This is a genomic window from Pseudomaricurvus albidus, assembly GCF_018863235.1.
Taxonomy (GTDB): Bacteria; Pseudomonadota; Gammaproteobacteria; order Pseudomonadales; family Cellvibrionaceae; genus Pseudomaricurvus; species Pseudomaricurvus albidus.
Map to the genome: position 1 here is coordinate 1 of NZ_JAHKRS010000006.1, position 25,781 is coordinate 25,781.

The window sequence follows — 25,781 nt, forward strand, 5'->3', positions numbered from 1 at the left end:
GTTCCAGTATATCGAAGTGGACTACAATCGAACCCGCCGACACAGTGCCAACGGCTTTATTAGCCCAGAAGCATTTGAGGCGAAGAACGTCGCTTAATAGCGTGTCCACTGTTGGCGGGCAGGATCAGGATACAATCACTCGAATATTGGATGCTGCCGCTGCATTATTTGCAGAGCGTGGTTATGCTGAAACTTCCTTGAGAACCATCACCAGTACAGCCAATGTAAATTTGGCGGCTGTAAATTATCATTTCGGCTCCAAAAAAGCCTTGATTCAGGCCGTTTTTGCCCAGTTTCTGGATCCTTTTTGCGAAACTCTGGATGCAGAGCTGGATCGCCGTCAGGCTAAAACGGAAGGGCGCACCCTGACAGTTGATGAACTCATCGATCTTCTGTATTCCACGTTGTTAAAGTCCATGGAAGAACTGGGGGATTCCCCAAATCAGTTTATGCGTCTGCTCGGGCTTGCCTATACTCAGTCGCAGGAGCATTTGCGTCATTTCATCATTGCCAAATACGGCACTTATTATTCTCGTTTCACCGGCTTACTGCGTGAGGCCATGCCTGAAGTGAAGCCGGAAGTATTTTACTGGCGTTTGTATTTCATGCTTGGGGCCTCTGTCTTTACATTGTCCAGCTTTGAGTCCATCAGCAATATTCTCAAAGCCGATTTTGACAAGGACAGTACCGTTAACGAAGTCGTCGGCCTGTTGATTCCAGCCGTTACCGGCATGTTGAACAGCGAAGACATTTAAAACACACGTATAATGGCGTGGCTGTGAAATGCAGTCGCGACGTTTCTGCTGCCCTCAGTTATCATTCTTATCCCTTTCCTCTGCCGCATAAGAAGGTTTTAAATACTCCCATGACATTAGGCCCTGTAGTTCTCGATTTGCTAGGCCCATCTCTGCTTGATGAAGAGAAGGTTCTGCTCCGACATCCTGCTGTTGGCGGTGTAATTCTGTTTGCCCGAAACATTGAGGATTACGATCAGTTGGCGTCTTTAGTCGCTGCCATCCGGTCTGAGCGAGCTGAGTTGTTGATCTGTGTGGATCAGGAAGGCGGCCGGGTCCAGCGTTGCAAGAACGGCTTCACCCGTATTCCCCCAATGCAGGAGTTTGATCGCCTGTATCAGCAGGATCCAGAGGGCGCTTTGGCTCTGGCTCGCGATTGTGGCTGGTTGTTGGCTTCTGAGGTGTTGGCCATTGGTATGGATTTCAGCTTTGCGCCGGTTCTTGATGTGGATGATGAGTTTTGCAGTGTCATCGGAGATCGGGCTTTTTCGGCCGACCCGGAACGGGTAACGGCTTTGGGTGGCGCGTTTGTCGAGGGCGCTCGCGAGGCCGGTATGGCGGTCACCGGCAAGCATTTCCCTGGCCATGGCAGTGTTCGGGGCGACAGTCATCTTGAATTGCCGGTGGATAACAGGGATCTGGACGCAATCCGCGAAAAGGATCTGAAGCCCTTTGTGGGGCTGTCTGATCAGTTGGATGCGCTGATGCCTGCCCATATCCTCTTTCCAAAGGTGGATAAAGACTTGGCCGTTGGTTTTTCTTCCAAATGGTTGAAAGATATTCTGCGCGATGAGTTGAACTATAGCGGTGTTGTTTTCAGTGACGATTTGACCATGGCAGGGGCAACCCAGATGGGAACCTATGTCCAGCGGGCAGAGGCGTCACTTAAGGCGGGCTGCGATATGGTACTGGTTTGCAACAACCGCGAGGGCGCCCGGTCTGTTCTGGATAATCTGGATCCGGAATTGTATTTTTGCGGAGTGGCCGATCGGAATTCGATGTGCGCGCAAAAACACCTGTCGAGAACCGAATTACAGGCTCTGCCGCGCTGGAAGCAAACGGCGGAAGCGTTAACGGCTCTGTTGCCGGATGCGGCTGCCATGTCGGTTGATCCGACCAGCCCGGGCACACAGGGATCTTCTGAAACCAAATCATCATAATAGGGATTGATGCATGTCTGAATTCACAGATCAGTTTGCTGACTGGTTATCCCAGTTCATGGGCTGGGTCGGTCGAGGTAATTACTGGATCGTAGAAGTGTTTACCATCGTGTTGCTGACGCTGGTGGCAGCTCTGGTCGTAAAGTTGATTCTTGATCGTCTGCTGGTAAAAGCCGAGCAGACTCATAACCTTTGGGACGATGCTCTGCTTGGCGCGGCCAGAAGACCGTTTCACTGGATCGTTTGGTTGGTGGGGTTGTCGATGGCGGCTCAGGTAGCCGCCAAGGCCTCTGAGAATGAGCTGATACAAATTATCGAGCCAGCACGGAGAATCGGCGTCGTTGTGTTGCTGGCCTGGTTCCTGGTGTTGTTGATTCGGCGCGCCGAAGAAAACTTCATGGACCCGCAGTACTCCCAAAAACCGATGGATGAAACCACGGTAAGGGCTATCGGCAAGTTGTTGCGTATGTCAGTTATCATCACGGCTGTGTTGGTGCTTATGCAGTCGCTTGGGTACAGTATTTCCGGAGTGTTGGCTTTTGGTGGTATCGGTGGTGTTGCAGTGGGTTTTGCCGCCAAAGATCTGCTCGCCAATTTTTTTGGTGGCTTGATGGTTTATCTGGATCGTCCCTTCAGCGTGGGTGACTGGGTTCGCTCACCGGATCAGGAAATCGAGGGTACGGTTGAGGATATCGGTTGGCGGGTAACCCGAATTCGAACGTTTGATAAGCGGCCGCTGTATGTGCCCAATTCCACGTTTACTCATATATCCATCGAAAACCCTTCGCGGATGAGTAATCGTCGCATCAATGAAACTATCGGGATACGGTATTCAGATGGTCATTTGATGCCAGAAATTATCGACAAGGTCACTGAGTACCTGAAAAATCATCCCGAGATCGATACCGATCAAACCTTGATTGTGAACTTCAACAAGTTTGCGGCCTCATCCCTGGACTTCTTTATCTACACCTTCACCAAAACTACAAACTGGGTGCATTTCCACGAGATTAAGCAGGACGTATTGCTTGGTGTTCTGAATATTGTTGAATCCTGTGGTGCTGAATGTGCTTTCCCAACGTCAACGCTGCATCTGCCAGATGGTGTCTCGGTGAACCCTGCAGAGCCTGAATTGAGCCGCTCGCATAAGCCGGAAGCAGCTCATGGGTGATTTACGGAATAACACTGGAACTTCTCAGGGCAAGACTCAACTGTCGCCTGAGGTCCGTGTTGCCATGATTGGCGGTACCGGTTTGAGCGAGTTTGAAGGCGTTGACTGGCTTTCCACTCATTATCCAGAGACGCCTTTTGGCAAACCGTCCGGGCCAATTAAAGAGGGGTGTTATGATGGCAATCGCTTTTTCTTTCTGGCCCGTCATGGGTCCGATCACTCGCTGGCGCCGCACAAGATCAATTACCGGGCGAATATTGCCGCTCTCAAAGCATTGGGAGTCACGCATATTTTGGCCGTGAATGCGGTAGGGGGGCTGGCTCCGTCAATGGGGCCTCACACGCTGGTGATTCCGGATCAGGTCATTGATTACACTGTGGCCCGTGAATCGTCTTTTTATGATGGTGTTGCAGGGCCTTTGGACCATATTGACTTTACCGATCCCTACGATCCCATTGTTCGAGAGGCTCTGCTGTTGGCTGCAGACAAGTGCGGTCTGGCTTGTGAAGATGGCGGTGTCTACGGTTGCACACAAGGGCCGCGTCTGGAAACCGCTGCGGAGGTTCGCCGCCTCAAGAAGGATGGTTGCGATCTGGTAGGAATGACCGGCATGCCTGAAGCCTGTCTGGCTCGAGAGGCACAGCTGCAATACGGCAGCATTTGTGCAGTAGTCAACTGGGGGGCAGGTCTCACAGATAGTCCGATATCCATGGAAGAGATAGGTGAAGTTGTGGCGCTGGGCATGAATAATGTCAGAGCGATACTGGTAGCGGCTCTCGCTGTTCTGATGAATGACTCGGGACATTGATCTGGTGGCTTGCTGTTGTTCATGTGACCCTACTGATTAATAGATTCTCTCTAGCTCATGTTTCTCTAATGGCAGAGCACTCCTAATGGCAGAGCACTCCTGAAAAAAACCTTTGTTTGTTTTTCGCGACTATGACATGACTTCCTCCGAGGACGTTGGTGCCTTCAAAGGGTGCTAATCGAGAGATTTGTACGTCTTTGAGATCTAGTTGGGGATGAAAGTACATTTTTTTGGTGTTTTACTGGACACTCACAAAAAATTAACTTAAAAATAGGGCTGTCAATGGCCAAACGGTGGTATGGGGATATCGCTGTTGTCCGAGCTTTCCGGGTCGAAGGTTTGGGATTCTTTAGAGAGGTCGTGACACTATCGTTACTCTACTATAGATGGAAAAGTGGCGGTAAGGGTGTAACCCTCTAAATACTGGCAACAATAGCTGGATTTGGACGGTGTGATTTACAGTATCTTATAAAAATAAAGAGGTGGAATAGTATGGCAACTCGTGAAGTTGGCACGGTTAAGTGGTTCAATAATGCTCGCGGTTACGGTTTTATAACTCGTGGTGAAAATAGCGACGATGTTTTTGTTCATTACCGTAACATTGAAGGTGAGGGTTATCGCTCACTGGCTGAAGGCCAATCCGTAGAATTTGACATACTCGAAGGTGATAAGGGCTTGCAGGCAGAAAATGTCAGCTGTGTAAGCTAAAAACCTCTATCGAATATATAAAAAACGCCGGCATGCCGGCGTTTTTGCTTAAATCAAACGGTGTTTCTCCGTGAAACCGCGTGTCTGATTGGCGTATTTTTAGTTCAGGCTTTGTGCGTTTGTCGCTATGTCTGCTGAAGATACTTCTCCGGTGCTGCTGTTTGCAGATGCATCGTAGGGCGTTACCAGGATTACCATACCTACTTTCGGATGGTCGATATAATGCACTTCTCCACTGCGCATGCGACGTTGCTGGCGGAAGACGCTGATCTCTGAGGGCAGATAGGCCTTGCTGCTGAAGTCGTAATCATTGCCAAACTGCTGATTTCTTTCCCAGGCCGTTCCACCAGAGCCTGAGTCCCAGGCTGTGCTGCCATTGGTTTCCCATGCTGAGTTGCCGGCGCTTAATCCAAAGTCTGAAGATGTCGGGTCTTCATCGGTCTGATAATAATTTTGAGAAGCCGTTGAGCGGTTCCGGCGTTGAGAGGGGCGCGTCGGCAGTTCTGGCCAATAGCCATCTTTGTGTTCAGTACTTGAAGTCTGTTGTCCCGTGTTGCGAGTGAAGCTCGTCAGCCATAAATTGGTGCTGAGGTGAAGGTAACGCGATACGCTAATATTGATGCTGCCCTCAAGTTCCCGGTGGTCGCCATAACTTTCACCGGCGGCGACAATGATCGAGGGTGCCGTAGAGGGGGATTTGACCGGTTGCCTCCAGGCTTCATGGAACAGAAGTCTGTGAGACTTTGAATATTTTAGCGCATCGGCTTGTCGGTTCAGTTCCCTAAGGTTGTCCGGTAGTGTGTAAAAAGGATCGCGGTTGATGTCAGGCTGCCGCTCTATGGTTTGTACTTCACCAGTTTCGGGATCCGTCTCGGCAGATTCGCTGGTGGAGTTCGGGTCTTTCAGCTCGAGCCAGTTGGATGGGTAGGTGAGAGCGACATCATTGCGCCAGGTTTCGTCATCAAGTGATTCTTCTTGAGTAAAAAGTATGACTTCCACCTGATACCAGCGCTGGGAAGTGGCGTTCTCGTCATTGTTCTGGGCGAAGGCAGGGTGTGAGGCGAGACTGGCCAGGCCAGCTCCACTCAGCAGACTCAGACTTATCAGGCGGGTCAGGTGTTGTCGTGTGCGGCGAAAGTTCAGCATGCAATATCAGTCTCAAAAAATGTGGATCAAGCAGCGCTCAATTGTTGCAGCAATTCAGTAACTTTCTGGATGCGGCTGTCATTATTATCCATATCAAGACTGAACTTTAAATGACTGGCTCCTTCCAGGCGGTATTTCTGTGGTTGAGTTTGCACCATTTTAACAATAGTCAACGGATCTACCTGTGTCACAGGTGCAAATTCAATGCGCCCGCCCTGAGCCCCTGCCTCCAGTTTCTTGACTCCAAGCTGTTGGGCCTTGAGTTTCAAACTGCTGATCCGGAACAGATTCTTGCTCTGTTCTGGCAGCAGGCCAAAGCGGTCGATCATTTCGACCTGCAGTTCTCTGAGTGCATCATCGGTCTCCGCATTGGCAATGCGCTTGTACATCATGAGGCGTGTATGCACATCGGGCAAGTAATCGTCGGGGATTAAGGCTGGTACCCGAAGATTGATGTCGATACCGGTATCCAGCGCCTCGTCAATGTTGGGGGTTTTGCCTTCTTTGATGGCTTTGACTGCACGATCAAGCATTTCCATGTACAGGGTGAACCCAACTGCCTGCATTTGGCCGCTTTGCTCGTCACCGAGCAGCTCACCGGCTCCTCGAATCTCCAGATCGTGAGTGGCAAGGGTAAAACCAGCCCCAAGGTCCGTTGTCTGAGCGATAGCTTCCAGGCGTTTTTGGGCATCACCCGTCATGCTTTTCGGGTGCGGGGTCAGAAGGTAGGCATAGGCCTGATGGTGAGAGCGGCCAACGCGCCCGCGCAACTGATGAAGCTGTGCCAGCCCAAATTTATCGGCACGGTCAATGATTATGGTGTTTGCGCTGGGGACGTCGATACCGGTTTCAATGATGGTGGTGCACACGAGTACATTAAAGCGTTTGTGATAGAAGTCTGACATGACTTGTTCAAGCTGGCGCTCGCGCATCTGGCCGTGTCCAATGGCAACCCGAGCTTCCGGGATCAGCTCTTCAAGCTCGCGAGCGGTTTTTTCGATATTTTTCACTTCGTTGTGCAGGTAATACACCTGGCCGCCACGCAGGATCTCACGCAAAACCGCCTCTTTAACCAGATTGGGATCACTCTGGCGAACGAAGGTTTTCACTGACAGGCGTTTGGCTGGCGGGGTTGCGATGATGGACAGATCGCGAATCCCGGACATGGCCATATTCAGAGTCCTTGGAATGGGCGTTGCCGTCAGGGTCAGGATGTCCACTTCGGAGCGCAGGGATTTCAGCTTTTCCTTTTGGCGAACACCAAAACGATGTTCTTCATCAATGATCAGCAGTCCCAGATTTTTATAATTTAGATCTGACTGAAGCAGTTTGTGGGTGCCAATGATGACATCGATTTTGCCATCAGCCAGTCGTTGCTGGACGCTATCAATTTCTTTGCCGGAGCGGAAACGTGAGATCAAGTCGATCTGGATAGGCCAATCAGCAAAACGGTCACGGAAGTTTTCAAAATGTTGCTGGGCCAGCAGGGTGGTAGGCACCAGAATGGCGACTTGTTTACCACTGTGGGCGGCGATAAATGCGGCTCGCATGGCCACTTCTGTTTTACCGAAGCCGACATCACCGCAGACCAGTCGATCCATCGGCTGACTTGAGATCATGTCACGATGCACTGCCTCAATCGCGGTTTGTTGATCGAGGGTCTCTTCAAAGGGAAAGCCACTGGCGAAGCGTTCGTATGCATCTTTGGGGTCTTCAAAGGCAAAGCCTTTGCGCGCGGCCCGGCGGGCGTAGATATCCAGCAGTTCGGCAGCGGCATCCCGTACCTGCTCTGCGGCTTTCTTCTTGGCTTTTTGCCATTGTTCGCTGCCCAGTTTGTGCAGTGGGGCCAGTTCGTCATCAGCGCCAGAGTAACGGCTGATCAGATTGAGACTGGCTACCGGCACATACAGCTTGGCATCGTTGGCGTATTTGAGGGTCAGGAATTCGTTGGTCTGACCATCGGTTTCAATGGTTTCCATTCCCAGGTAGCGGCCCACGCCGTGATCAATGTGGACTACCGGGGCCCCTACACGCAATTCAGTGAGATTGCGGATGGCCATCTCGCCCTGATCCTGCTGTTGTTTGCGTCGTCGTCGTTGCTGAACACGCTCACCGAGAAGCTCGGACTCAGTGATCAGAATGATATTTGGGTCCGGGAGATTCAAGCCAAGATCAAGAGGGGCGGTAATGATGGCAATGGTCTCGGTGCTGTTTACAAACTCTCGCCAGCTGTTGACGCTGGCCGGAGTGACGTCAATGCGTTGCAAAAGGTCCAGCAGGCTCTCTTTGCGACCGGCGGACTCTGCTGAAAAAAGCACTCGCTTGGCTGTGTCGGCGAGAAAGTGTTCAATGCGATCCAGTGGGTGATCCGAGCGGGAGTTAACGGTAATCTCGGGTTGGGGTTCGCAGGAGAAGTTGTGGTGTCCTGGGCCTGCATCCAGGGTGCGCGTGCTCAGTGTTGTTCGGGGGTAGGTGTTCAGGTAGCCAAAAACCTCACCGGCAGACAGAAACATTTCGTTGGGTTTCAGCAGCGGCCGCTCAAGGTCACCGCTGCGGCTCTCATATCGGCTGCTCAGTTCTCGCCAGAATTGCTCGGTCGCCTGATCGATTTCATCGTACAAAAATACCTGAGTACTTTGCGGCAGATAGTCAAATAAGGTGCTGCAAACGTCAAAGAACAAAGGTAGGTAGTACTCAATACCTGCGGGACTGATGCCCGCACTGATGTCCTGATAAATTGGGCAGGCTTTATGGTCGACGTCAAAACGCTGATGCCAGCTGTCACGGAAATGAGAGATGCCGGCCTTGTCGAGAGGGTATTCTTTGGCGGGCAGCAGCTCAATGGCTTCCACCTGATCAATAGAGCGCTGGGTTTCCGGATCAAAGGTTCTCAGGGTTTCTACTTCGTCATCGAACAGGTCGATACGGTATGGGGTTTTGCAGCCCATGGGGAATATATCCATCAGGGCGCCACGAACCGCAAATTCACCGTGCTCATAAACTGTGTCGACACAATGATAGCCGGCGTTTTCCAGCTGCAGTCGCATTTGGTCAATAACGAATCTCTGTCCGGGTTTCACCATCAGGCTGTTGGCGTGTAGAAAAGACGATGGTGGCAGTCGATGCATCAGCGTGCTGACGGGCACAACAAGAATGCCTTTTTCTGTCTGAGGCAGTTGGTAAAGAGTCTGTAACCGTTCGGAAATAATATCCTGATGGGGTGAGAAGTTATCGTAGGGCAAGGTTTCCCAGTCAGGAAGATGAAGGACAGGCAGCTGTACATCGGGTCCGCGGAAAAACTTCAGCTCGCTCTCGATACGTCGGGCGGTTTCAGTGTCCTGAGTAACGATCAGGGTCAGGCTTTCGTGGTCTTGGGCCGCTTGGCATAAAGCTAATGATCGTCCACTCCCGCGGAGATTGCCCCAGCTCTGTTTGTTGCCGGGTTTAGTGTTCAATCGTGGAGAGAGAGGAGATTGTTGGGTCATGGTTAGTCCGGGCTCTAATGTAAACGGCGGCGCTATTGTAGCGGGGTTTTCAAGGCTTTTGTAACGCTGATTGCCGACACGCCGCAAAGGAATAATCTATGCTTAATGACAGGCGTTCAACAGGGTGGCGCTTTTGGAGTGAGTTGCTTCTGTTTATAGGCGGGGTGCTAATCTTGGTCCTGGGGGGAGCTTCCAGCGGTCCTAAGGGGTAGCTTCGTGACAGAAATAATAAAAAAGATGGATTTTGATGGTTAAGTGACATGGTTAAACAGAGCGTTTATACCTGGCGGCCTTTCAAGTTAATGATGTGTGCGGGGCCAAATATCGGTCTATGGTTGCCGCTGGTACTGTTGACGCTGCTGATGGCAGGGTGCACCTCAGTTTCATCCGGGTTAAATGTGAAAAATCTGGCGAAATCCGATGTGGATTTGGTGGCGGATATCCATCGTCGTGAGACCAGTCAATTATTGCAGCAGCTCACTACCAAACTTTACCTGAGGAATCCCAATCAATTAAGGCGTAAGCCCGGTGAAACCATCGAAAGTCGCTGGAATGCGATTGTGGCCTATTCGGTGGGCTCTCGAACTTCACCCGAATTACGCAATCTGTCCGATATCGATGCCATGCGCCTGGCTTTTGATCCAGCGTTTGCAGGGGACAGGGTGTTTGCCCTGATGGTGGGGCTTGCGAGTATGCTCAGTGAAGCCTATGGCTATAAACAGGAGTTTTATTGGCTTGATAGCCTGGATCAACAGCGGCTTTATAACAGTGCAAGGAATATAGAGGTAATGGTCTGGCTGCTGAGGACACGGATGGATGATCGGGGGCGTCCTCTCATTCTGACGGATACCCTGTCTGACAGCTCATTCAACCTCAGTTTTGAGCGGTTGTTCGGCAAGCTCATTGCGCATCAGGATGCCTTGTCGATGGTGATTGCCGGAAAAACCCAAAGAGCGGTCAATACCGTTGCCCACAGTCTGGTCAGTATGACCTTTATCCCTCTGTGAATCCTGACCAGGACCGCCGCACAGGCCTGTTTTCCTGTGAAAATGGTTAATTCAGTTAACTTTTTCCTGTTGGGGTCTGTCCATAATCTGTAACTTACTTAGATTTACCTCAGAAGCTTGCGCCGCCTGTATCTAATCACGATAATAGCGCTCCCTTTATTGGTTGGATGTGGCAGAAATGACGCCGTGTCCTAATTCCCCAAATATGACTTTTAAGGTGACAACTCGTGAACCGACCTAAGCCAGATGACTATTTCAAGGACTGGAAAGAGCGTGAAGCACTCGCCGAGGCGATGATTCCTGTAATTGGCAAGCTCAATCGTGAGCGCAATGTAGGCATCTATATGTATGGCCGTACATTGGTAAACCGCTCTGTCATCGACCTGATGAAAGCACATCGTCGTGTGCGTCAGATCGAAGAAAACGAGTTGTCCGAGTTCGAAACCTATCCCATTCTCGAAGAGCTGGCCAAGCTGAACCTGGGCCCTGCGCATATTGATCTGGGCAAGATTGCTGTTAAATACATGAAAGAAGGCGGTGACAGCAGTGTTGCCGATTTCGTAGCCGCTGAAGTTGCCGGTGCTGTTGACAGCGAAAACAAGCCGCTGCCAGAACCGCAGGACGTTGTACTCTATGGTTTTGGCCGTATTGGTCGCCTGGTTGCTCGTTTGCTGGTAGAGAAAGCCGGTAGTGGCGATGTTCTGCGCCTTAAAGCTATCGTAGTCCGTAAGGGCAAGGCTGAAGATGACCTGGTTAAGCGTGCCAGCCTGCTGCGCCGCGACTCAGTACACGGTTCCTTTAAAGGTACCATCCGTGTCGATGAGGAAAATAACACTCTGGTTCTGAACGGTAACGAAGTTAAGGTAATTTACGCCAACTCACCGTCCGAGATTGATTACACCGATTACGGCATCAACAATGCCATCATCGTTGATAACACCGGTGTATGGCGTGACGAGGCAGGCCTTGGTCAGCACCTGGAGTGCAATGGCGCTTCCAAGGTGATTCTGACTGCACCTGGTAAAGGCGATATCAAGAATATTGTTTACGGTATCAACAACAGCGATATCACCGCGGAAGACACCATCTTGTCCGCAGCATCCTGTACCACCAATGCAATCACTCCAGTGCTGAAAGCCATGATGGATGAGTACGGAGTTAATCACGGTCACGTAGAGACGGTTCACGCCTACACCAACGACCAGAACCTTATTGATAACTACCACAAGGGCGAGCGTCGCGGTCGCAGTGCTCCTTTGAACATGGTAATTACCGAGACTGGTGCTGCCAAAGCGGTTTCCAAAGCTCTGCCAGAGTTGAAAGGTAAGCTGACCGGTAATGCGATTCGTGTTCCTACGCCTAATGTGTCCATGGCAATCTTGAATTTGCAGCTGGGCAAAGAGACCACGGCAGAAGAGCTGAACAACTACATGCGTGAAACCGCTCTGCACTCAAGATTGCAGCAGCAGATCGACTTCACCAACTCTCCTGAAGTTGTTTCCAGTGACTTCGTCGGCTCCCGCCACGCGTGTGTTTTTGATGCTCGAGCCACTATTGTGGATGGTAACAGCGCTGTTCTGTACTGCTGGTACGACAATGAGTTTGGTTACAGCTGTCAGGTAGTTCGCTGTCTGGAAGATATGTGTGGCGTTAATTACGCTCGCTATCCTCAGGAGTAAGCGATTCCGCAGTGAGATGACAGGGGGCTCTGTGTCGCAGATCCCTTGCTTAAAAGCCGTTGCAAGTTGCAGCGGCTTTTTTGTGCTGGTCGTTTTTTGTCCGGAGCGGCGAATATTTGCATTTCTTATCGCTAACATCTTGAGAATGCAGCGGTTTTTCGCGAGAAAATGGCCTTATCTTTGACTTCACTCTGGTCACAAGAGGCTGTCATCTTTATAATTGCGGCGGTTTATTTGGGGCATCTCTATTGAGCAATACTTTTTAGGGGGTTAGTGGTTGATTGGCAACTAACTCATAAGGTTGCTCTGGGCGCAGACGGATCTGGTGGGTAAGTCTGTGCTTAGGCAACAGTCAAGCCTTGCAGTGGCGTTTATTGCTTGAGGCCTCAGTCAGCTGGGTGCATTTTAATCGACTTCGTCTACACTAGAAGTGGCTATTTTGGCGATTCTTTATCCTAAATGGATGCTAAAAGTGCGGTTTCTTTGATCTTTTCGTGATCGATGCACCATCTGAAAAAAATTATTAGGTCGCGCATCCGCGCAGCCCACACTTATTCAACAAGTGATTAGGCAGAGACGTATGATTAATATCCGTCGGGGATTGGATTTACCCATATCCGGGGCTCCCGAGCAGGCCATCGTGGATGGTCCGCAGATCCGCTCTGTCGCCGTTATTGGTGCTGATTACCACGGTATGAAGCCCACTATGGCCGTTCAGGTCGGCGACAAGGTGAAGCTTGGGCAGTTATTGTTTACTGATAAAAAGACTGAAGGTGTGCGCTATACAGCGCCTGCCGCCGGTACCGTTGCAGCCATTAATCGTGGTGCGCAACGTGTATTGCAGTCTGTTGTCATTGATGTTGAGGGGGATGAGGCTGAAAGCTTTAATCAATACTCTTCAGATCAACTGGCTTCATTAACGGAAGAGCAGGTTAGAGAAAACCTGATCAATTCCGGCTTGTGGACTGCCTTGCGCACTCGTCCATACAGCAAAGTGCCTGCTCCAGGCACCACACCCAATTCAATCTTTGTAACCGCTATCGATACCAATCCTCTGGCTGCCAAGCCCGAGTTGATTATTCGTGAAAAGCGTGACGATTTTGTTCAGGGCCTGGCGCTGCTGTCAAAACTGACTGCTGGCAAGGTTTACGTGTGTAAAGAGAAGGGCGCCGACGTACTGACCGGTAATAATAGCCGTGTTGAGTCTCAGGAGTTCGCCGGTGTGCACCCAGCAGGTAATGCTGGCACACATATCCACCATCTCGATCCCGTAAGCGCCACCAAAACTGTGTGGACCATTGGGTATCAGGATGTAATCGCTGTGGGTCAACTGTTTACCACTGGTAAGCTGCCAACTGAGCGCGTTATTTCTCTGGCTGGCCCTCAGGTCGAGCAACCACGTCTGGTTCGCACGCGTGTTGGTGCCAGTCTGGATGAACTGACTGCTGGTCAGCTGAAGAGCGGTGAAAACCGTGTGATTTCAGGTTCTGTATTCGGTGGTCGTACTGCTGCAGGCCCATTTGCTTATCTGGGGCGTTACCATCAGCAGATCTCCGTGTTGGAAGAGGGGCGTGAGCGTCCATTCCTGCATTATCTGCGCGCTGGTTTTAACAACTTCTCCAGCCTGAGCATTTATGTTTCCAGCTTGTTTGCTGGCAAAAAATACGACTTCAACACCACGACTAACGGTAGTGAGCGTGCAATGGTGCCTGTAGGTGCTTATGAGCGCATCATGCCGCTGGACATTTTGCCAACTCAATTGCTGCGTTCCCTGATCGTAGGTGATACAGACATGGCTCAAAAGCTGGGTTGTCTGGAGTTGGATGAAGAGGATTTGGCTTTGTGTACTTTCGTTTGCCCAGGCAAATATGAGTACGGTCCCATCCTGCGCAACAACCTGACTCGCATTGAGAAGGAGGGTTAAGCTATGGGTTTACGTACTTTTCTGGATAATATTGAGCCGCACTTTCACAAGGGTGGTAAATACGAAAACTTTTACGCGTTGTACGAGGCCATTGATACCGGTCTGTATCGCCCGAATGAAGTAACCAAGTCGACTGCTCACGTCCGTGACGGTATCGACCTGAAACGCATCATGATCACCGTATGGATCTGTACTTTTCCTGCGATGTTCTACGGGATGTACAACGTGGGTTGGCAAGCCAACACCATCATGGCCGATATGGGTCTGACCGAAATTGGCAACTGGCGTGACATGTTTGCCATCGGTTTCGATCCTAACAGCTGGCTGCAGAACATTTGGCACGGTGCTTTGTACTTCCTGCCTATCTACGCTACAACGTTTATTGTAGGTGGCTTCTGGGAAGTTCTGTTCGCCATGAAGCGTGGACACGAAGTGAACGAAGGTTTCTTCGTGACTTCTATATTGTTTGCGTTGATTTGCCCACCTGACGTGCCTCTGTGGCAGGTTGCTCTGGGTATCAGCTTCGGTGTAGTGATCGCTAAAGAAGTGTTCGGTGGTACTGGTAAAAACTTCCTGAACCCGGCACTGGCTGGCCGTGCGTTCCTGTTCTTTGCATACCCGGCTTCAATGTCAGGCGATACCGTCTGGACTGCAGTTGATGGTTACACTGGTGCGACTGCTCTGTCTGTGGCTGCATCCCAAGGGATGGAAGCTCTGCAAGGTCAGTTAACCTGGATGGATGCTTTCTTCGGTCACATGCAAGGTTCTATTGGTGAAGTTTCCACTCTCGCCATCCTCATTGGTGGTGTTGTTCTGGTGGCAATGAAGATTGCTTCTCTGCGGATTATCCTGGGTGTTATGGCCGGTATGATCGCGACTTCGCTGCTGTTTAACTTTATTGGTGATGCAACCAGTAACCCGATGATGGCCATGCCGTGGCACTGGCATCTGGTGATTGGTGGTTTTGCATTCGGCATGATTTTCATGGCAACTGATCCGGTATCGGCTTCCATGACCAACGCTGGTAAGTGGTGGTTTGGTGGCTTGATCGGTTTCATGGTGGTTCTGATTCGTGTGGTAAACCCCGCCTTCCCTGAAGGCATGATGCTGGCAATCCTGTTTGCCAACCTGTTTGCCCCTCTGATCGACCATTTCGTAGTGCAGTCGAACATTAAGCGGAGGTTGGCACGTGGCTAGTAACGATTCTATAGGTAAAACGATTGGCGTTGCTCTGGCTCTGTGTGTCGTCTGCTCGGTGGTAGTTTCCACCGCAGCTGTGATGCTGAAGCCTGCGCAAGTTGCCAACAAACAGCTGGACTTCAAACGCAACGTTCTTGCAGCTGCTGGCATGCTGGATAGCAGCATGAAAGTAGAAGATCAGTTCAATGAGCAGATCACTACCAAATGGGTAGACATGGAAACTGGCACGTTCACTGAACAGCCGGGTGGCTCTCGCTATGACCAGCGAAAAGCGTCTAAAGACCCAGCTCAGTCTACCAAGCTGTCTGGTGAAGAGGATCTCGCCAAAATCGGTCGTCGTGTGAACGTGACAGAAGTCTACCTGGTAGAGAAAAACGGAGAAGTTGATTCCATCATCCTGCCGGTTAAAGGTTATGGCTTGTGGTCAACTCTGTACGGCTTTCTGGCTCTTGGTTCTGACATGAACACGGTTAAAGGCCTTGGCTTCTACGAGCACGGCGAAACCCCGGGGCTTGGTGGTGAAGTTGATAACCCGAAGTGGAAAGGCCTGTTTGAAGGTAAGAAAGCTTATAAGCCAAACGGCGATGTGGGCTTGACCATCACTAAAGGCGCTGCACCTCAGGGTTCTGACTACGAAATTGACGGCCTGTCTGGTGCTACTCTGACCAGTAAAGGTGTCGATAATCTGCTGAAGTTCTGGTTGGGTGACAATGGCTATGCCGAGTTCCTGAACAACCTGAAAAATGGGGAGGCTTAATCATGAAAGTGAAAGAGCTACTGTTAAAACCAATTTTTGAAAACAACCCCATTGCACTGCAGATCCTTGGTATCTGTTCTGCACTGGCGGTAACCAGTTCACTGAAAGTAACGCTGGTAATGTGTGTGGCACTGACTGTGGTCACCGCGTTTTCAAACCTGTTTGTGTCTCTGGTGCGTAACCATGCGCCAGGCAGCATTCGGATTATTGTTCAGATGACGATTATTGCCTCCTTGGTAATTGTGGTCGATCAGATTCTGAAGGCTGTGGCATACGACATCAGTAAACAACTGTCTGTATTTGTTGGTTTGATTATTACCAACTGTATCGTGATGGGGCGTGCTGAAGCCTTCGCTATGAAGAATCCACCGCTGCCCAGTTTCTTAGATGGTATTGGTAACGGTCTGGGTTACAGTGCGTTGCTGATTGCTTTGGGCTTTATCCGCGAACTGTTTGGTTCCGGCAAGCTGCTGGGATACGAAATCTTGCCTCTGGTGACTGACGGCGGTTGGTATGTATCCAATGGTATGCTGCTGTTGCCTCCAAGTGCATTCTTCCTGATTGGTCTGATTATCTGGGCTATTCGCTCCTGGAAAACTGACCAGGTGGAAGAAGAAGAGTTTAAGATTTGTCCCAATACTGTGAAGGAGGCTTAAGCGATGGAACATTATTTAAGCCTGTTTGTGCGGGCGATCTTTATCGACAACATGGCTCTGGCCTTCTTTTTGGGCATGTGTACCTTCCTGGCGATTTCTAAAAAGGTTGATGCTGCTTTAGGTTTGGGTATTGCGGTTGTGGTTGTGTTGGGTATTACCGTACCTGTGAACAACCTGCTCTATACCTACCTGTTGGCTGATGGCGCATTGGCTTGGGCCGGGCTGCCGGATGTTGATCTGAGCTTTCTGGGCCTGATCACCTACATTGGTGTGATTGCGGCAATGGTTCAGATCCTGGAAATGTTGCTGGATAAATACGTACCTGCACTTTACAACGCATTGGGCGTATTCCTGCCGCTGATTACCGTAAACTGCGCCATTATGGGTGGTTCTCTGTTCATGGTTGAGCGTGATTACAACCTGGCGGAATCTACCGTATTTGGTATCGGTGCGGGTGTTGGTTGGGCTTTGGCTATTACTGCTCTGGCCGGTATTCGCGAGAAAATGAAATACAGTGACGTTCCTGCAGGCCTTCGTGGTCTGGGTATCACCTTCATCACTGTGGGTCTGATGTCACTTGGGTTTATGTCGTTCGGCGGCATCGACCTGTAATCAGCGAGGTATTACGAAGTATGGATATTACAATCGTATTAGGTGTCGCGATGTTTACCGGCATTGTACTTGCGCTGGTGGTGATCATCCTCAGTGCGCGTGCAAAACTGGTTAGCAGCGGCGACGTCAATATTGAAATTAACGGTGAGAAAACGCTTACCGTTCCTGCCGGTGGCAAGTTGCTTCAAACCCTGGCTGAAGGCGGTTTGTTCCTGCCTTCTGCTTGTGGTGGCGGTGGTAGCTGCGCACAGTGTAAGTGTGTGGTTGAATCTGGTGGTGGCTCTATGTTGCCTACCGAAGAAGGTCATTTCACCAAGCGTGATGCTGCTGAAGGCTGGCGCCTGTCTTGTCAGGTTCCTGTTAAGCAGGACATGAAGATTGAAGTGCCTGAAGATGTGTTCGGTGTTAAACAGTGGGAGTGTACTGTTGAATCCAACCCGAATATGGCTACTTTCATTAAAGAGCTGACTCTGAAACTGCCTGAAGGTGAAAACGTTGACTTCCGCGCTGGTGGTTACGTACAGCTGGAAGCGCCTGCGCACCACGTGAAATTTGCCGACTTTGATGTTGAAGAAGAGTATCGTGCGGACTGGGAACGTTTTGGTTTCTTCAATCTGGAGTCCAAAGTGGTTGAGCCGGTAATCCGTGCATACTCCATGGCGAACTATCCGGAAGAAAAGGGTGTTGTTAAGTTCAACATTCGTATTGCCACACCACCTCCGGGTTCAAAAGGCATTCCGCCAGGCCAGATGTCTTCTTACGTGTTCAGTCTGAAACCAGGTGACAAGATCACTGTGTATGGACCCTTCGGTGAATTCTTTGCCAAGGATACCGAAAACGAGATGGTGTTCGTGGGTGGTGGTGCCGGTATGGCTCCAATGCGTTCACACATCTTCGATCAGCTGAAGCGTTTGAATACCAAGCGTAAGATGTCTTTCTGGTACGGCGCACGTTCTTTGAAAGAGCTGTTCTATCAAGACGAGTACGACAAGCTTGCTGAAGAAAACGAGAACTTCCAATGGCATGTGGCTATGTCGGATCCCCAGCCAGAAGATAACTGGGAAGGTTTGACCGGCTTTATTCATAACGTCCTGTACGATGAGTACCTCAAAGATCATCCGGCTCCGGAAGACTGTGAGTACTACATGTGTGGGCCCCCAATGATGAATGCCGCAGTGATTAAAATGCTGAAGGATCTGGGTGTTGAAGATGACAACATCCTGTTGGATGACTTTGGTGGATAATCGCTCCATGGGACGTACCCTCAAAACGAGGTCAGCTTTGCTGGCCTCGTTTTGGTTTGGCCTGTGCCTTTTTCTCAGTGCCTGTACTGGAGAGCCGGAAGCTAAAGTCACCCGTCTCTCCGGAATGACTATGGGTACGACCTATAACATCACTTTGGTGACCGAGGGTGAAGTTGAGGATCTTGCGAACCTGAAGGCATCGGTAAACAATGCTCTCGCTGTTGTGAATCAGCAGATGTCGACATATATCGACAATTCGGAGATCAATCGCCTGAAAGCTCAGCCTGTTGGTGAATGGACAAAGGTATCCAGACCGCTTGCAGAGGTATTGGATGTCAGTCTCTGGGTGTCGGAAATGTCCGATGGAGCCTTTGATGTCACATTGAGGCCGCTTGTTGATCTCTGGGGGTTTGGGCCCGGACAAGAAGAGGATAAGGTTCCCACTGATGATGAGATTCTTAAAGCCCAAAGCCGTGTGGGGTATCAGCATCTCGAACTCGACAAGGCTGGTTTACGGGTAAAGCGTGACAAACCAATTGACCTGGATTTGAGCGCGGTCGCAAAGGGGTATGGTGTAGATGTCCTTGCTGAATTGCTTGAGCATGAAGGCATTAATCATTATCTGGTAGAGATAGGCGGTGAAATGCGCCTAAAAGGGCATAATCCCCGTGGAATTCCTTGGCGTATTGCCGTTGAACGTCCGGATGAGACCCTGGTACAGAGTGTTTATCAACCGCTCTCTGTCACGAATATGGGCGTAGCCACTTCTGGTGATTATCGAAACTATTTTGAAAAAGATGGCGTTCGATATAGCCATACAATTGATCCCCGTACCGGAAGGCCGATTCGCCATAATCTGGTGTCAGTGACCGTTTTGAGCCCCAGCTGCGCTAAAGCAGATGCTATGGCGACCGCTTTCAGTGTGCTGGGAGCTGAGGATGCCTTAACTCTGGCAAATCGCGAAGGAATTGCTGCGTTGTTTATAATCAAAGAGTCGGGACAACTAAAAGAAGTCTCGTCTGAAGCCTTTAAGCCTTATCTAACAGAGCCGGTCGCAAAAACGACCTCTGTACAGTAAGGAGGAGTAAAACATGCAAACATTCTTTCTAACCCTGGCAATCTTGCTGATTTTTGTAATTGCCATGTCCGTGGGGGTCCTGATGGGCCGCAAGCCTCTAAAGGGCTCCTGTGGTGGTGTTGGTGCTGCCCTTAAAAAAGATGATTACGTCTGTGACCTTTGCGGTGGCGACCCGAATAAATGCGATGAAGAACAGCAAAAGGGCAATGTGCGCAAGTCTGAAGACCTGGCATATGATGCTTCACGAAAATAACGGCTGATTAGGTTGTCTGGATTGGTGTGAACAAAGGGCAGGCGGTTTAAATGATAGGCAGCTTTAACGGTTGAATCTCACGAAAAAACAGGAGTGACTGAGGTAATGGCGGAGTACACCTACGATTTACTGGTATTAGGTTCTGGTCCAGCGGGTGAGGGGGCTGCCATGTCGGCAGTAAAAGCGGGCATGAAAGTCGCTATGGTGGAACGACCGGAAATGGTTGGTGGCAACTGTGCTCACAAGGGAACCATTCCGTCAAAATCACTCAGGCATGCCGTTAAACAGGTTATCCGCTATAACACTCACCCTTTGTTTCGTGCCATCGGTGAACCCTGTTGGGTCTCCTATCCTAAAGTGCTTGAAGCGGCCAATAAGGTCATTCCCCAGCAAGTGGATATGCTCACCACACTCTACGCGAGAAATCGTGTCTCTGTGCACGTGGGTGAAGCTCGTTTTGTCGACGCCAAACGGGTTGAGGTTGAACTGGAAGATGGTGCTAAGGAATACATCAACGCCAACAATGTTCTTATCGCGACGGGGTCCCGACCTTATCGTCCAGCCAATGTAGATTTTAATCATCCCCGTATCTACGACAGTGACACTATTCTAGATATGCAGCATACCCCGCGCACAATGATCATTTACGGGGCGGGTGTTATCGGCTGTGAATACGCTTCTATTTTTTCAGGGTTGGGTGTAAAGGTCGACCTGATCAACAGCCGTGAACAGCTGTTGTCTTTCCTTGATGATGAGATCTCTGATGCCCTCAGTTATCACTTGAGAGACGGTGGCGTTACGGTTCGTCACAGTGAGGAATACGAATCCGTAGAAGCCGATGCCCGAAGCGTTACCATGCACCTTAAGTCGGGCAAGAGCCTGCGTACTGATGCGCTGTTGTGGTGTAACGGCAGGGCCGGTAATACCGATGCTCTGAATCTTGATGCCATTGGCCTTGAGGCCAACCATCGCGGACAGTTGTCTGTGTCTGAACGGTACGAAACCGCGGTAGAAGGCGTATACGCCGCCGGCGATGTGATTGGCTGGCCCAGTCTCGCCAGTGCCTCGTTCGATCAGGGGCGTGCGTGTGCCCGGGGTATTTGTGGACTGAACGTGCGCTTTGTTTCTGATGCGCCCACCGGTATTTATACACTGCCTGAAATCAGTTCTGTAGGAAAAACAGAGCGAGAGTTAACAGAGGCTAAAGTACCTTACGAAGTCGGACGTGCGTTTTTTAAAAATACAGCCCGAGCGCAAATCAGTGGTGAAGATGTCGGAATGTTAAAGTTGCTGTTCCGTATTGATACACTGGAAATTTTGGGTATCCATTGTTTTGGTGCTGAAGCCGCGGAGATTATCCATATTGGGCAGGCCATTATGAGCCAGCCTGGAGAAGGTAACAGCATCAAGTTCTTTGTGAAAAATACCTTTAACTACCCAACAATGGCTGAAGCTTACCGTATTGCTGCACTTGATGGCCTGCATAGGGTGCACCGTTTTTAAGGATCCTGCCTACATCAGGAAAACACTCGTTGGGCTTTGGTAATTCGAGCCAATTCTATAAAAAGGTACAACAGTAAAAGTGTGTTGTGCCTTTTTTTGTTGGCTGTTTTACGGTTGGGCCTGATTGGTGGGCTTGTGACGGATCACGCTGTGGATCACCGTGTTGCTTTCGAAGTAGACCACGAACTGTTCATATTCCCATCGAGTGATTGGAGGTTCGCCCTTCGCGGGGTTACGCTTTAGGGGGGCTCCAAACTGAGCTTCTACCTGCTCCATGCTTAATCCCATCTGGGGTTTGGCAATATGTTGAGCGGTATTTTGCTGGCCAACAGGTATCTTGATGGTCTCTGCAATGGCTGTTTGCTGAATCGCCAGACTGAACAGGGCAAGTGGTAGTAAAACAACGTATTTGGCTAAGGGGCTCATCGTGTCTCCTTTTTCATTCTTTGTTGTCGAATCGCACTCAGCTGGGCTTGCATAATATGGCGTCTGAGTGCTTCTAGAGCATTCTTGGACAGTTGTTGAAACTGGCAGGCGGTTTTAAATGTATCGTTGTCCTGGGGTTCGCAACGCAAGACTCTGGCAAAACAGGTAATATGGGAATAATCGTTCAAAAACTGCAAACGTAGTCCCAGAAAGTCACCTTCTTTCCATTGATCCGCGCTGTAGAAAGCTATACCGTCTTCGCTCAGGTTGACCTGGACTAATACGGGGTTGTTACATGCATCTTGGCTGGCTTCACCGGTCTGCTCTTTTGGGCTATAAAGCGTGTGAAGGTAAGGTGAGCTGCAATGTTGTGCCACCATGTCAATTTTTTTGTTGAGGATCGACAGGTAGTCTGCAAGTGGGCGACTCAATTCTGCAATTGATGACAGGTGGGGCATTGCCTCATTATCCAGGCGGTGCAGTTCCTGAATTAAATACGAGGCCTGTTTATCTTCAGGGAACAAGTCTTCAGGCTGGCTGGTCTCAGAGTCTTTGGCGTCGACTTTCTGGATTTTGAGCATAAGCTCGCTGCTGACGCGAAAGTAGTTACGGCGTTCTGTGGTAGTCATAGCCCTGTTTGCCCGCGGTTCTGTCCTGTCCGTGATTGGACATATAAATTAGCTGGTCTACTGTAGTCAATTGGCAACAGCAGTTGTCATCAGTGTCTAAATCTTTACGTCGTTTCTGAGTGTATCACCAGATACTCGTTTTTGTCTTATCAAGCCTTGAGAGGCATATTGGAAATGTGGGGCAGTGAGAGTTTTATGGTGCAGCACTTGTGGTGCCGGTTGGCTTTCGGTTTAATATCTCGATGAAATTTAACTTACCTTTCTTTATTGGGCTGCGCTATACCCGTAGCAAGCGCCGAAATCAGTTCATTTCCTTCGTGAGCGGCTTTTCCCTTCTTGGCATGACTTTAGGGACGATAGCCTTAATTGTGGTGATGTCTGTAATGAATGGCTTCGACCGCGAGATCAAGCAGCGGTTGTTGGAAGTCATACCTCATATTGAGCTGATGTCCAGCGAGGAGGGGCTTCAGGACTGGACGGAGTTACAGAATTTTGCCCTTCAACAGCTCGGTATTGAAGCGGCGGCACCCTATGTCTATGGCGATGCCATGGTCAGTTTTGAACGGGGGATGCAAGGTGTTCAGCTTAAGGGGCTGAAGCCTGAAGATGTTCGCCAATTATCTTCGCTGGCCGATCGCATGATTCTGGGATCCGTGGATGACCTGAGGGAAGGGGAGTACAACATTGTAATCGGGCGACTGTTGGCCCGTTATCTGGGAGTATCCCTGGGGGATAAGGTCAATATTACCTTACCTCAGCTTACCGTAACCCCTATGGGGATTTATCCACGTATCAAGCGTTTTACTGTCGTTGGTGTCTTTGAAATTGGCGCTCAAGTGGATCAAAGTCTGGTGGTTACTCACCTGTCTGATGCTCAAAAGCTGCTCCGTCTGGGCTCCAAAGTCAGTGGCATTGAGTTGCGAACTCGGGATATGTACGAAGCCGATCAGTTGGCACAGTCAATCGCTAAGGTTCTGCCTTCCCAGTTTGAACAACAGCTGACGGTTCGCAGCTGGAGCCAAACTCAGGGTAGCTTGTTTGCTGCAGTAAAAATGGAGAAGACGGTAGTCTCTGTTCTACTAATGATCATCATTGCGGTGGCGGCTTTCAATATCATTTCCAGCCTGGTGTTGATGGTGGCAGACAAGCGATTTGACATTGCGGTCCTTAGAACCCTCGGTTTAACTCGTCATCAGGTCATGAAAGTGTTTATGGTCCAGGGAGCAGCCATAGGCTGGTTTGGTGTTTTCCTTGGGGGAATTCTTGGGGCTCTGATTGCCAGCCACATAGGAACCATCGTGGCTTCTATTGAAACATTGTTGGGAATCAGAATCTTTGACCCCAGTGTCTATTTTATTAGTCATATGCCTTCAGTCCTGCTCCTTTCAGATGTGCTGATTGTAGTGTCAGTGGGGTTGATTCTGAGTTTGTTATCAACGTTGTACCCAGCTTACAGGGCTTCTCAGGTAGAACCTGCGGAAGCGCTTCGCTATGAATAATAAGGATTCGGATACTATGCGACCAACGACTTCTTCGGCCGCGGATTCTGTGGAAACAAACCAATCCAAACCTGCGCTCTCGTGCTTGAATTTACGCAAGCACTACGATCAGGGACCCGCGGTTATCGAGGTGTTGAGAGGTATTGAGCTGACTTTGTCCCGAGGGGAGCGATTGGCTATCGTCGGGAGTTCCGGATCGGGTAAATCAACGTTATTGAATCTGATTGGTGGCCTGGATACCCCTGATCATGGGGAAGTTCGGCTACTGGGGAATGCCTTTTCAAGCTGTGACGATAATACCCGTGGAAAACTGAGAAACCAGCATCTGGGGTTTGTTTATCAGTTTCACCACTTGTTAGGTGAGTTCACAGCTCTGGAAAATGTGGCTATGCCACAGTTGATTGCAGGGGTTCCAAAGCGCAAGGCTCTCGAAGAGGCAGCCATATGGTTAGGGCGCGTCGGTTTGTCGCAGAGGGTCGAGCACAAGCCAGCTGAACTTTCCGGTGGAGAACGGCAGCGTGTCGCAATTGCCCGGGCGCTGGTCAATAAACCGGCATGCGTTTTGATGGATGAGCCAACCGGCAATCTTGACCGCCAAACTGCTGACTCTATTCAGGCTTTACTGGCCGAGTTAAGCGAGACCCTCTCAACCAGTTTTATCATCGTGACCCATGACGAGCGACTGGCTCATTCGATGGATCGTGTGATGATATTGCAAGACGGTTTGCTACAACCAAAAAGTGTTGATGCCTCTACCCCTAGACCCGTGATGACTGATGTCGGAGCGGAGCATGATTAGATTTTTTAATCTATTCGTCGGGTTGCGGTATGCCGGAGCCCGACGCCGCACTCAATTGGTGTCATTCATTTCGGGCATATCCATCTTGGGCCTGATGGTTGGTGTAGGGCTGTTGCTCACTGTGCTGTCAGTTATGAATGGTTTTGAGAAAGAACTTCGCGATCGTATTCTTGGAATCATCCCTCATGGGGCCATCTATTTTCGCTATGGAATCGATGACTGGAGTGGAGTTCAGGAAACGATTCTGGAAAATCCCGACTTTGTTGCCGCTGCGCCTTTTGTCCAGCTCCAGGCCATGCTGTCTGTGGGGAAAAAAGTAAAGCCTACCGCTCTCTATGGTATTGATATCGACAGTGAGGGGGATGTTTCCTCCGTTGCAGGCTTTGTGGATTCGACGGTACTGGAAAAACTGAAATCTTCCGGTGAAGAGCCAAACAATGCAATCGTTTTAGGCGCAGGTCTGGTTGAGAATCTCGGACTCAAAATAGGGGACCGTATTACCGTTCTGGTTCCGAACAGTCGTAATGCCCATGAGTTACCTAAGTTCAAAGCCATGTTTCTTGCAGGCGTTGTGACTTCCGGTACCGAGCTGGATTATGCTTTGGCGTTGATTAATTTGGACACAGCAAGTCAATTATCAGAATATCCGGGAAGGGTTTCTGGTCTCAGGGTAAAAACCCGGGATCTGTTTGCCGCACCGGATATTATTTATCAGCAGGTTCGCAGTATGGAGTATGGGTACTATGGTTCTGACTGGACCCGTACACATGGCAATCTCTATCACGCTGTGCAGATGTCGAAGAACCTCGTCGGTTTGTTGTTGTTTCTGATTGTGGCAATTGCTGCCTTTAATGTGGTTTCTACCCTGGTAATGGTGGTGGTGGATAAGCAAACAGACATCGCTATCCTGAAAACTTTGGGAGCCAGCCGGGGTGATATTCTGGCCGTTTTTGTGGTGCAGGGAGCAGTGATAGGGACGGTTGGTACTGTGCTTGGTCTGGTGTTCGGAGTCGTGGGCTCGCTGGTTGCGCACGATTTTGTTGCCGGGCTGGAAAAGCTGTTCCAGATTAAATTTTTGAACGCGGAGATTTATCCTGTGAGTTATTTGCCCTCGCAAATGCGCCTGGAAGATTTTGTAGTAGTTGCCTGTGTTTCGCTGCTGATGAGTTTGGTGGCAACGATTTATCCTGCATGGAAAGCCAGCCGGGTAGCGCCTGCCGAAGCGCTCAGGTTCGAGTAGGCA

General features: G+C 50.1%; 23 protein-coding genes. 19 read left to right on the forward strand and 4 right to left on the reverse strand.

Annotation, left to right across the window (positions count from 1 at the left end; genetic code table 11):
* The first annotated feature begins 101 nt into the window (after positions 1–101).
* The 5 genes from KOI40_RS10995 to KOI40_RS11015 all read left to right on the forward strand — a co-directional run bounded on the left by KOI40_RS10995 (position 102) and on the right by KOI40_RS11015 (position 4,641).
* Positions 102–755, forward strand: a complete 654-nt coding sequence (locus tag KOI40_RS10995; protein ID WP_216097578.1) for a TetR/AcrR family transcriptional regulator — start codon at positions 102–104, stop codon at positions 753–755.
* Positions 756–865: 110 nt separating this feature from the next.
* Positions 866–1,954: a beta-N-acetylhexosaminidase gene (gene nagZ, locus KOI40_RS11000; protein ID WP_216097579.1), complete on the forward strand. Its 1,089-nt coding sequence runs from the start codon at positions 866–868 to the stop codon at positions 1,952–1,954.
* A gap of 13 nt (positions 1,955–1,967) precedes the next feature.
* Positions 1,968–3,125, forward strand: a complete 1,158-nt coding sequence (locus KOI40_RS11005; protein ID WP_216097580.1) for a mechanosensitive ion channel family protein — start codon at positions 1,968–1,970, stop codon at positions 3,123–3,125.
* A complete protein-coding gene (locus tag KOI40_RS11010; protein WP_216097581.1) occupies positions 3,118–3,933 on the forward strand; it encodes an S-methyl-5'-thioinosine phosphorylase in 816 nt (271 codons plus the stop codon). Before KOI40_RS11005 ends, KOI40_RS11010 begins: the two co-directional genes overlap by 8 nt.
* A gap of 492 nt (positions 3,934–4,425) precedes the next feature.
* Positions 4,426–4,641, forward strand: a complete 216-nt coding sequence (locus KOI40_RS11015) for a cold-shock protein (RefSeq protein ID WP_216097582.1) — start codon at positions 4,426–4,428, stop codon at positions 4,639–4,641.
* 99 nt (positions 4,642–4,740) lie between these two features.
* Here the strand turns inward: KOI40_RS11015 and KOI40_RS11020 are convergent, their stop codons facing one another.
* Positions 4,741–5,787, reverse strand: a complete 1,047-nt coding sequence (locus tag KOI40_RS11020) for a CsiV family protein (RefSeq protein WP_216097583.1) — start codon at positions 5,785–5,787, stop codon at positions 4,741–4,743.
* Between the two features lie 26 nt (positions 5,788–5,813).
* Complete coding sequence (gene mfd, locus KOI40_RS11025) at positions 5,814–9,272, reverse strand: transcription-repair coupling factor (protein WP_216097584.1); 3,459 nt, start codon at positions 9,270–9,272, stop codon at positions 5,814–5,816.
* Positions 9,273–9,532: 260 nt separating this feature from the next.
* On the opposite strand from mfd, the gene KOI40_RS11030 reads away from it, so the two are divergent.
* The 11 genes from KOI40_RS11030 to sthA all read left to right on the forward strand — a co-directional run bounded on the left by KOI40_RS11030 (position 9,533) and on the right by sthA (position 21,185).
* Complete coding sequence (locus tag KOI40_RS11030) at positions 9,533–10,279, forward strand: hypothetical protein (RefSeq protein ID WP_216097585.1); 747 nt, start codon at positions 9,533–9,535, stop codon at positions 10,277–10,279.
* Positions 10,280–10,506: 227 nt separating this feature from the next.
* A complete protein-coding gene (locus KOI40_RS11035) occupies positions 10,507–11,958 on the forward strand; it encodes a glyceraldehyde-3-phosphate dehydrogenase (RefSeq protein ID WP_216097586.1) in 1,452 nt (483 codons plus the stop codon).
* A gap of 580 nt (positions 11,959–12,538) precedes the next feature.
* Positions 12,539–13,882: a Na(+)-translocating NADH-quinone reductase subunit A gene (locus KOI40_RS11040; protein ID WP_216097587.1), complete on the forward strand. Its 1,344-nt coding sequence runs from the start codon at positions 12,539–12,541 to the stop codon at positions 13,880–13,882.
* A 3-nt stretch (positions 13,883–13,885) separates the two neighbouring features.
* Positions 13,886–15,079, forward strand: a complete 1,194-nt coding sequence (locus tag KOI40_RS11045; protein WP_216097588.1) for an NADH:ubiquinone reductase (Na(+)-transporting) subunit B — start codon at positions 13,886–13,888, stop codon at positions 15,077–15,079.
* Positions 15,072–15,839, forward strand: a complete 768-nt coding sequence (locus KOI40_RS11050) for a Na(+)-translocating NADH-quinone reductase subunit C (RefSeq protein ID WP_216097589.1) — start codon at positions 15,072–15,074, stop codon at positions 15,837–15,839. Before KOI40_RS11045 ends, KOI40_RS11050 begins: the two co-directional genes overlap by 8 nt.
* 2 nt (positions 15,840–15,841) lie before the next feature.
* Positions 15,842–16,495 (forward strand): NADH:ubiquinone reductase (Na(+)-transporting) subunit D, encoded by a 654-nt coding sequence (locus tag KOI40_RS11055; protein ID WP_216097590.1) that lies wholly within the window; start codon positions 15,842–15,844, stop codon positions 16,493–16,495.
* Positions 16,496–16,498: 3 nt separating this feature from the next.
* A complete protein-coding gene (gene nqrE / locus KOI40_RS11060; RefSeq protein ID WP_216097591.1) occupies positions 16,499–17,107 on the forward strand; it encodes an NADH:ubiquinone reductase (Na(+)-transporting) subunit E in 609 nt (202 codons plus the stop codon).
* A gap of 20 nt (positions 17,108–17,127) precedes the next feature.
* Entirely contained in the window at positions 17,128–18,351 is a 1,224-nt protein-coding gene (gene nqrF, locus KOI40_RS11065; protein ID WP_216097592.1) for an NADH:ubiquinone reductase (Na(+)-transporting) subunit F, read from the forward strand.
* The gene (locus KOI40_RS11070) at positions 18,317–19,429 is read left to right on the forward strand and encodes an FAD:protein FMN transferase (RefSeq protein WP_216097593.1); all 1,113 of its coding nucleotides are present in this window, start codon (positions 18,317–18,319) and stop codon (positions 19,427–19,429) included. Before nqrF ends, KOI40_RS11070 begins: the two co-directional genes overlap by 35 nt.
* Positions 19,430–19,442: 13 nt before the next feature.
* Positions 19,443–19,682, forward strand: coding sequence for a (Na+)-NQR maturation NqrM (gene nqrM, locus KOI40_RS11075; protein WP_216097594.1), 240 nt, complete (start codon positions 19,443–19,445; stop codon positions 19,680–19,682).
* A gap of 105 nt (positions 19,683–19,787) precedes the next feature.
* Entirely contained in the window at positions 19,788–21,185 is a 1,398-nt protein-coding gene (gene sthA, locus KOI40_RS11080; RefSeq protein WP_216097595.1) for a Si-specific NAD(P)(+) transhydrogenase, read from the forward strand.
* Between the two features lie 108 nt (positions 21,186–21,293).
* Here sthA and KOI40_RS11085 read toward each other — a convergent pair whose 3' ends face one another.
* Together KOI40_RS11085 and KOI40_RS11090 are read right to left on the reverse strand one after the other, a co-directional pair.
* Positions 21,294–21,611 carry a hypothetical protein gene (locus KOI40_RS11085; RefSeq protein ID WP_216097596.1) on the reverse strand — a complete coding sequence of 106 codons (318 nt, stop codon included), beginning with the start codon at positions 21,609–21,611 and terminating at the stop codon, positions 21,294–21,296.
* Positions 21,608–22,240 carry a PilZ domain-containing protein gene (locus KOI40_RS11090; RefSeq protein WP_216097597.1) on the reverse strand — a complete coding sequence of 211 codons (633 nt, stop codon included), beginning with the start codon at positions 22,238–22,240 and terminating at the stop codon, positions 21,608–21,610. The genes KOI40_RS11085 and KOI40_RS11090 overlap by 4 nt, the downstream gene beginning before the upstream one ends.
* A 242-nt stretch (positions 22,241–22,482) precedes the next feature.
* On the opposite strand from KOI40_RS11090, the gene KOI40_RS11095 reads away from it, so the two are divergent.
* The 3 genes from KOI40_RS11095 to KOI40_RS11105 are packed head-to-tail and all read left to right on the forward strand — an operon-like array spanning position 22,483 to position 25,778.
* Positions 22,483–23,739, forward strand: coding sequence for a lipoprotein-releasing ABC transporter permease subunit (locus tag KOI40_RS11095; protein ID WP_216097598.1), 1,257 nt, complete (start codon positions 22,483–22,485; stop codon positions 23,737–23,739).
* Between the two features lie 16 nt (positions 23,740–23,755).
* Entirely contained in the window at positions 23,756–24,538 is a 783-nt protein-coding gene (locus KOI40_RS11100; RefSeq protein WP_216097599.1) for an ABC transporter ATP-binding protein, read from the forward strand.
* Positions 24,531–25,778, forward strand: a complete 1,248-nt coding sequence (locus KOI40_RS11105; protein ID WP_216097600.1) for a lipoprotein-releasing ABC transporter permease subunit — start codon at positions 24,531–24,533, stop codon at positions 25,776–25,778. Before KOI40_RS11100 ends, KOI40_RS11105 begins: the two co-directional genes overlap by 8 nt.
* Positions 25,779–25,781 lie beyond the last annotated feature (3 nt).

What these genes read in the sequence shown, in the direction of transcription:
- nagZ (WP_216097579.1), top strand. Translation starts at nt 866, where the DNA reads ATGACATTAGGCCCTGTAGTTCTCGATTTGCTAGGCCCATCTCTGCTT.
- KOI40_RS11005 (WP_216097580.1), top strand. Translation starts at nt 1,968, where the DNA reads ATGTCTGAATTCACAGATCAGTTTGCTGACTGGTTATCCCAGTTCATG.
- KOI40_RS11010 (WP_216097581.1), top strand. Translation starts at nt 3,118, where the DNA reads ATGGGTGATTTACGGAATAACACTGGAACTTCTCAGGGCAAGACTCAA.
- KOI40_RS11015 (WP_216097582.1), top strand. Translation starts at nt 4,426, where the DNA reads ATGGCAACTCGTGAAGTTGGCACGGTTAAGTGGTTCAATAATGCTCGC.
- KOI40_RS11020 (WP_216097583.1), bottom strand. Translation starts at nt 5,787, where the DNA reads ATGCTGAACTTTCGCCGCACACGACAACACCTGACCCGCCTGATAAGT.
- mfd (WP_216097584.1), bottom strand. Translation starts at nt 9,272, where the DNA reads ATGACCCAACAATCTCCTCTCTCTCCACGATTGAACACTAAACCCGGC.
- KOI40_RS11030 (WP_216097585.1), top strand. Translation starts at nt 9,533, where the DNA reads ATGGTTAAACAGAGCGTTTATACCTGGCGGCCTTTCAAGTTAATGATG.
- KOI40_RS11040 (WP_216097587.1), top strand. Translation starts at nt 12,539, where the DNA reads ATGATTAATATCCGTCGGGGATTGGATTTACCCATATCCGGGGCTCCC.
- KOI40_RS11045 (WP_216097588.1), top strand. Translation starts at nt 13,886, where the DNA reads ATGGGTTTACGTACTTTTCTGGATAATATTGAGCCGCACTTTCACAAG.
- KOI40_RS11055 (WP_216097590.1), top strand. Translation starts at nt 15,842, where the DNA reads ATGAAAGTGAAAGAGCTACTGTTAAAACCAATTTTTGAAAACAACCCC.
- nqrE (WP_216097591.1), top strand. Translation starts at nt 16,499, where the DNA reads ATGGAACATTATTTAAGCCTGTTTGTGCGGGCGATCTTTATCGACAAC.
- nqrF (WP_216097592.1), top strand. Translation starts at nt 17,128, where the DNA reads ATGGATATTACAATCGTATTAGGTGTCGCGATGTTTACCGGCATTGTA.
- KOI40_RS11070 (WP_216097593.1), top strand. Translation starts at nt 18,317, where the DNA reads ATGACAACATCCTGTTGGATGACTTTGGTGGATAATCGCTCCATGGGA.
- nqrM (WP_216097594.1), top strand. Translation starts at nt 19,443, where the DNA reads ATGCAAACATTCTTTCTAACCCTGGCAATCTTGCTGATTTTTGTAATT.
- sthA (WP_216097595.1), top strand. Translation starts at nt 19,788, where the DNA reads ATGGCGGAGTACACCTACGATTTACTGGTATTAGGTTCTGGTCCAGCG.
- KOI40_RS11085 (WP_216097596.1), bottom strand. Translation starts at nt 21,611, where the DNA reads ATGAGCCCCTTAGCCAAATACGTTGTTTTACTACCACTTGCCCTGTTC.
- KOI40_RS11090 (WP_216097597.1), bottom strand. Translation starts at nt 22,240, where the DNA reads ATGACTACCACAGAACGCCGTAACTACTTTCGCGTCAGCAGCGAGCTT.
- KOI40_RS11095 (WP_216097598.1), top strand. Translation starts at nt 22,483, where the DNA reads ATGAAATTTAACTTACCTTTCTTTATTGGGCTGCGCTATACCCGTAGC.
- KOI40_RS11100 (WP_216097599.1), top strand. Translation starts at nt 23,756, where the DNA reads ATGCGACCAACGACTTCTTCGGCCGCGGATTCTGTGGAAACAAACCAA.
- KOI40_RS11105 (WP_216097600.1), top strand. Translation starts at nt 24,531, where the DNA reads ATGATTAGATTTTTTAATCTATTCGTCGGGTTGCGGTATGCCGGAGCC.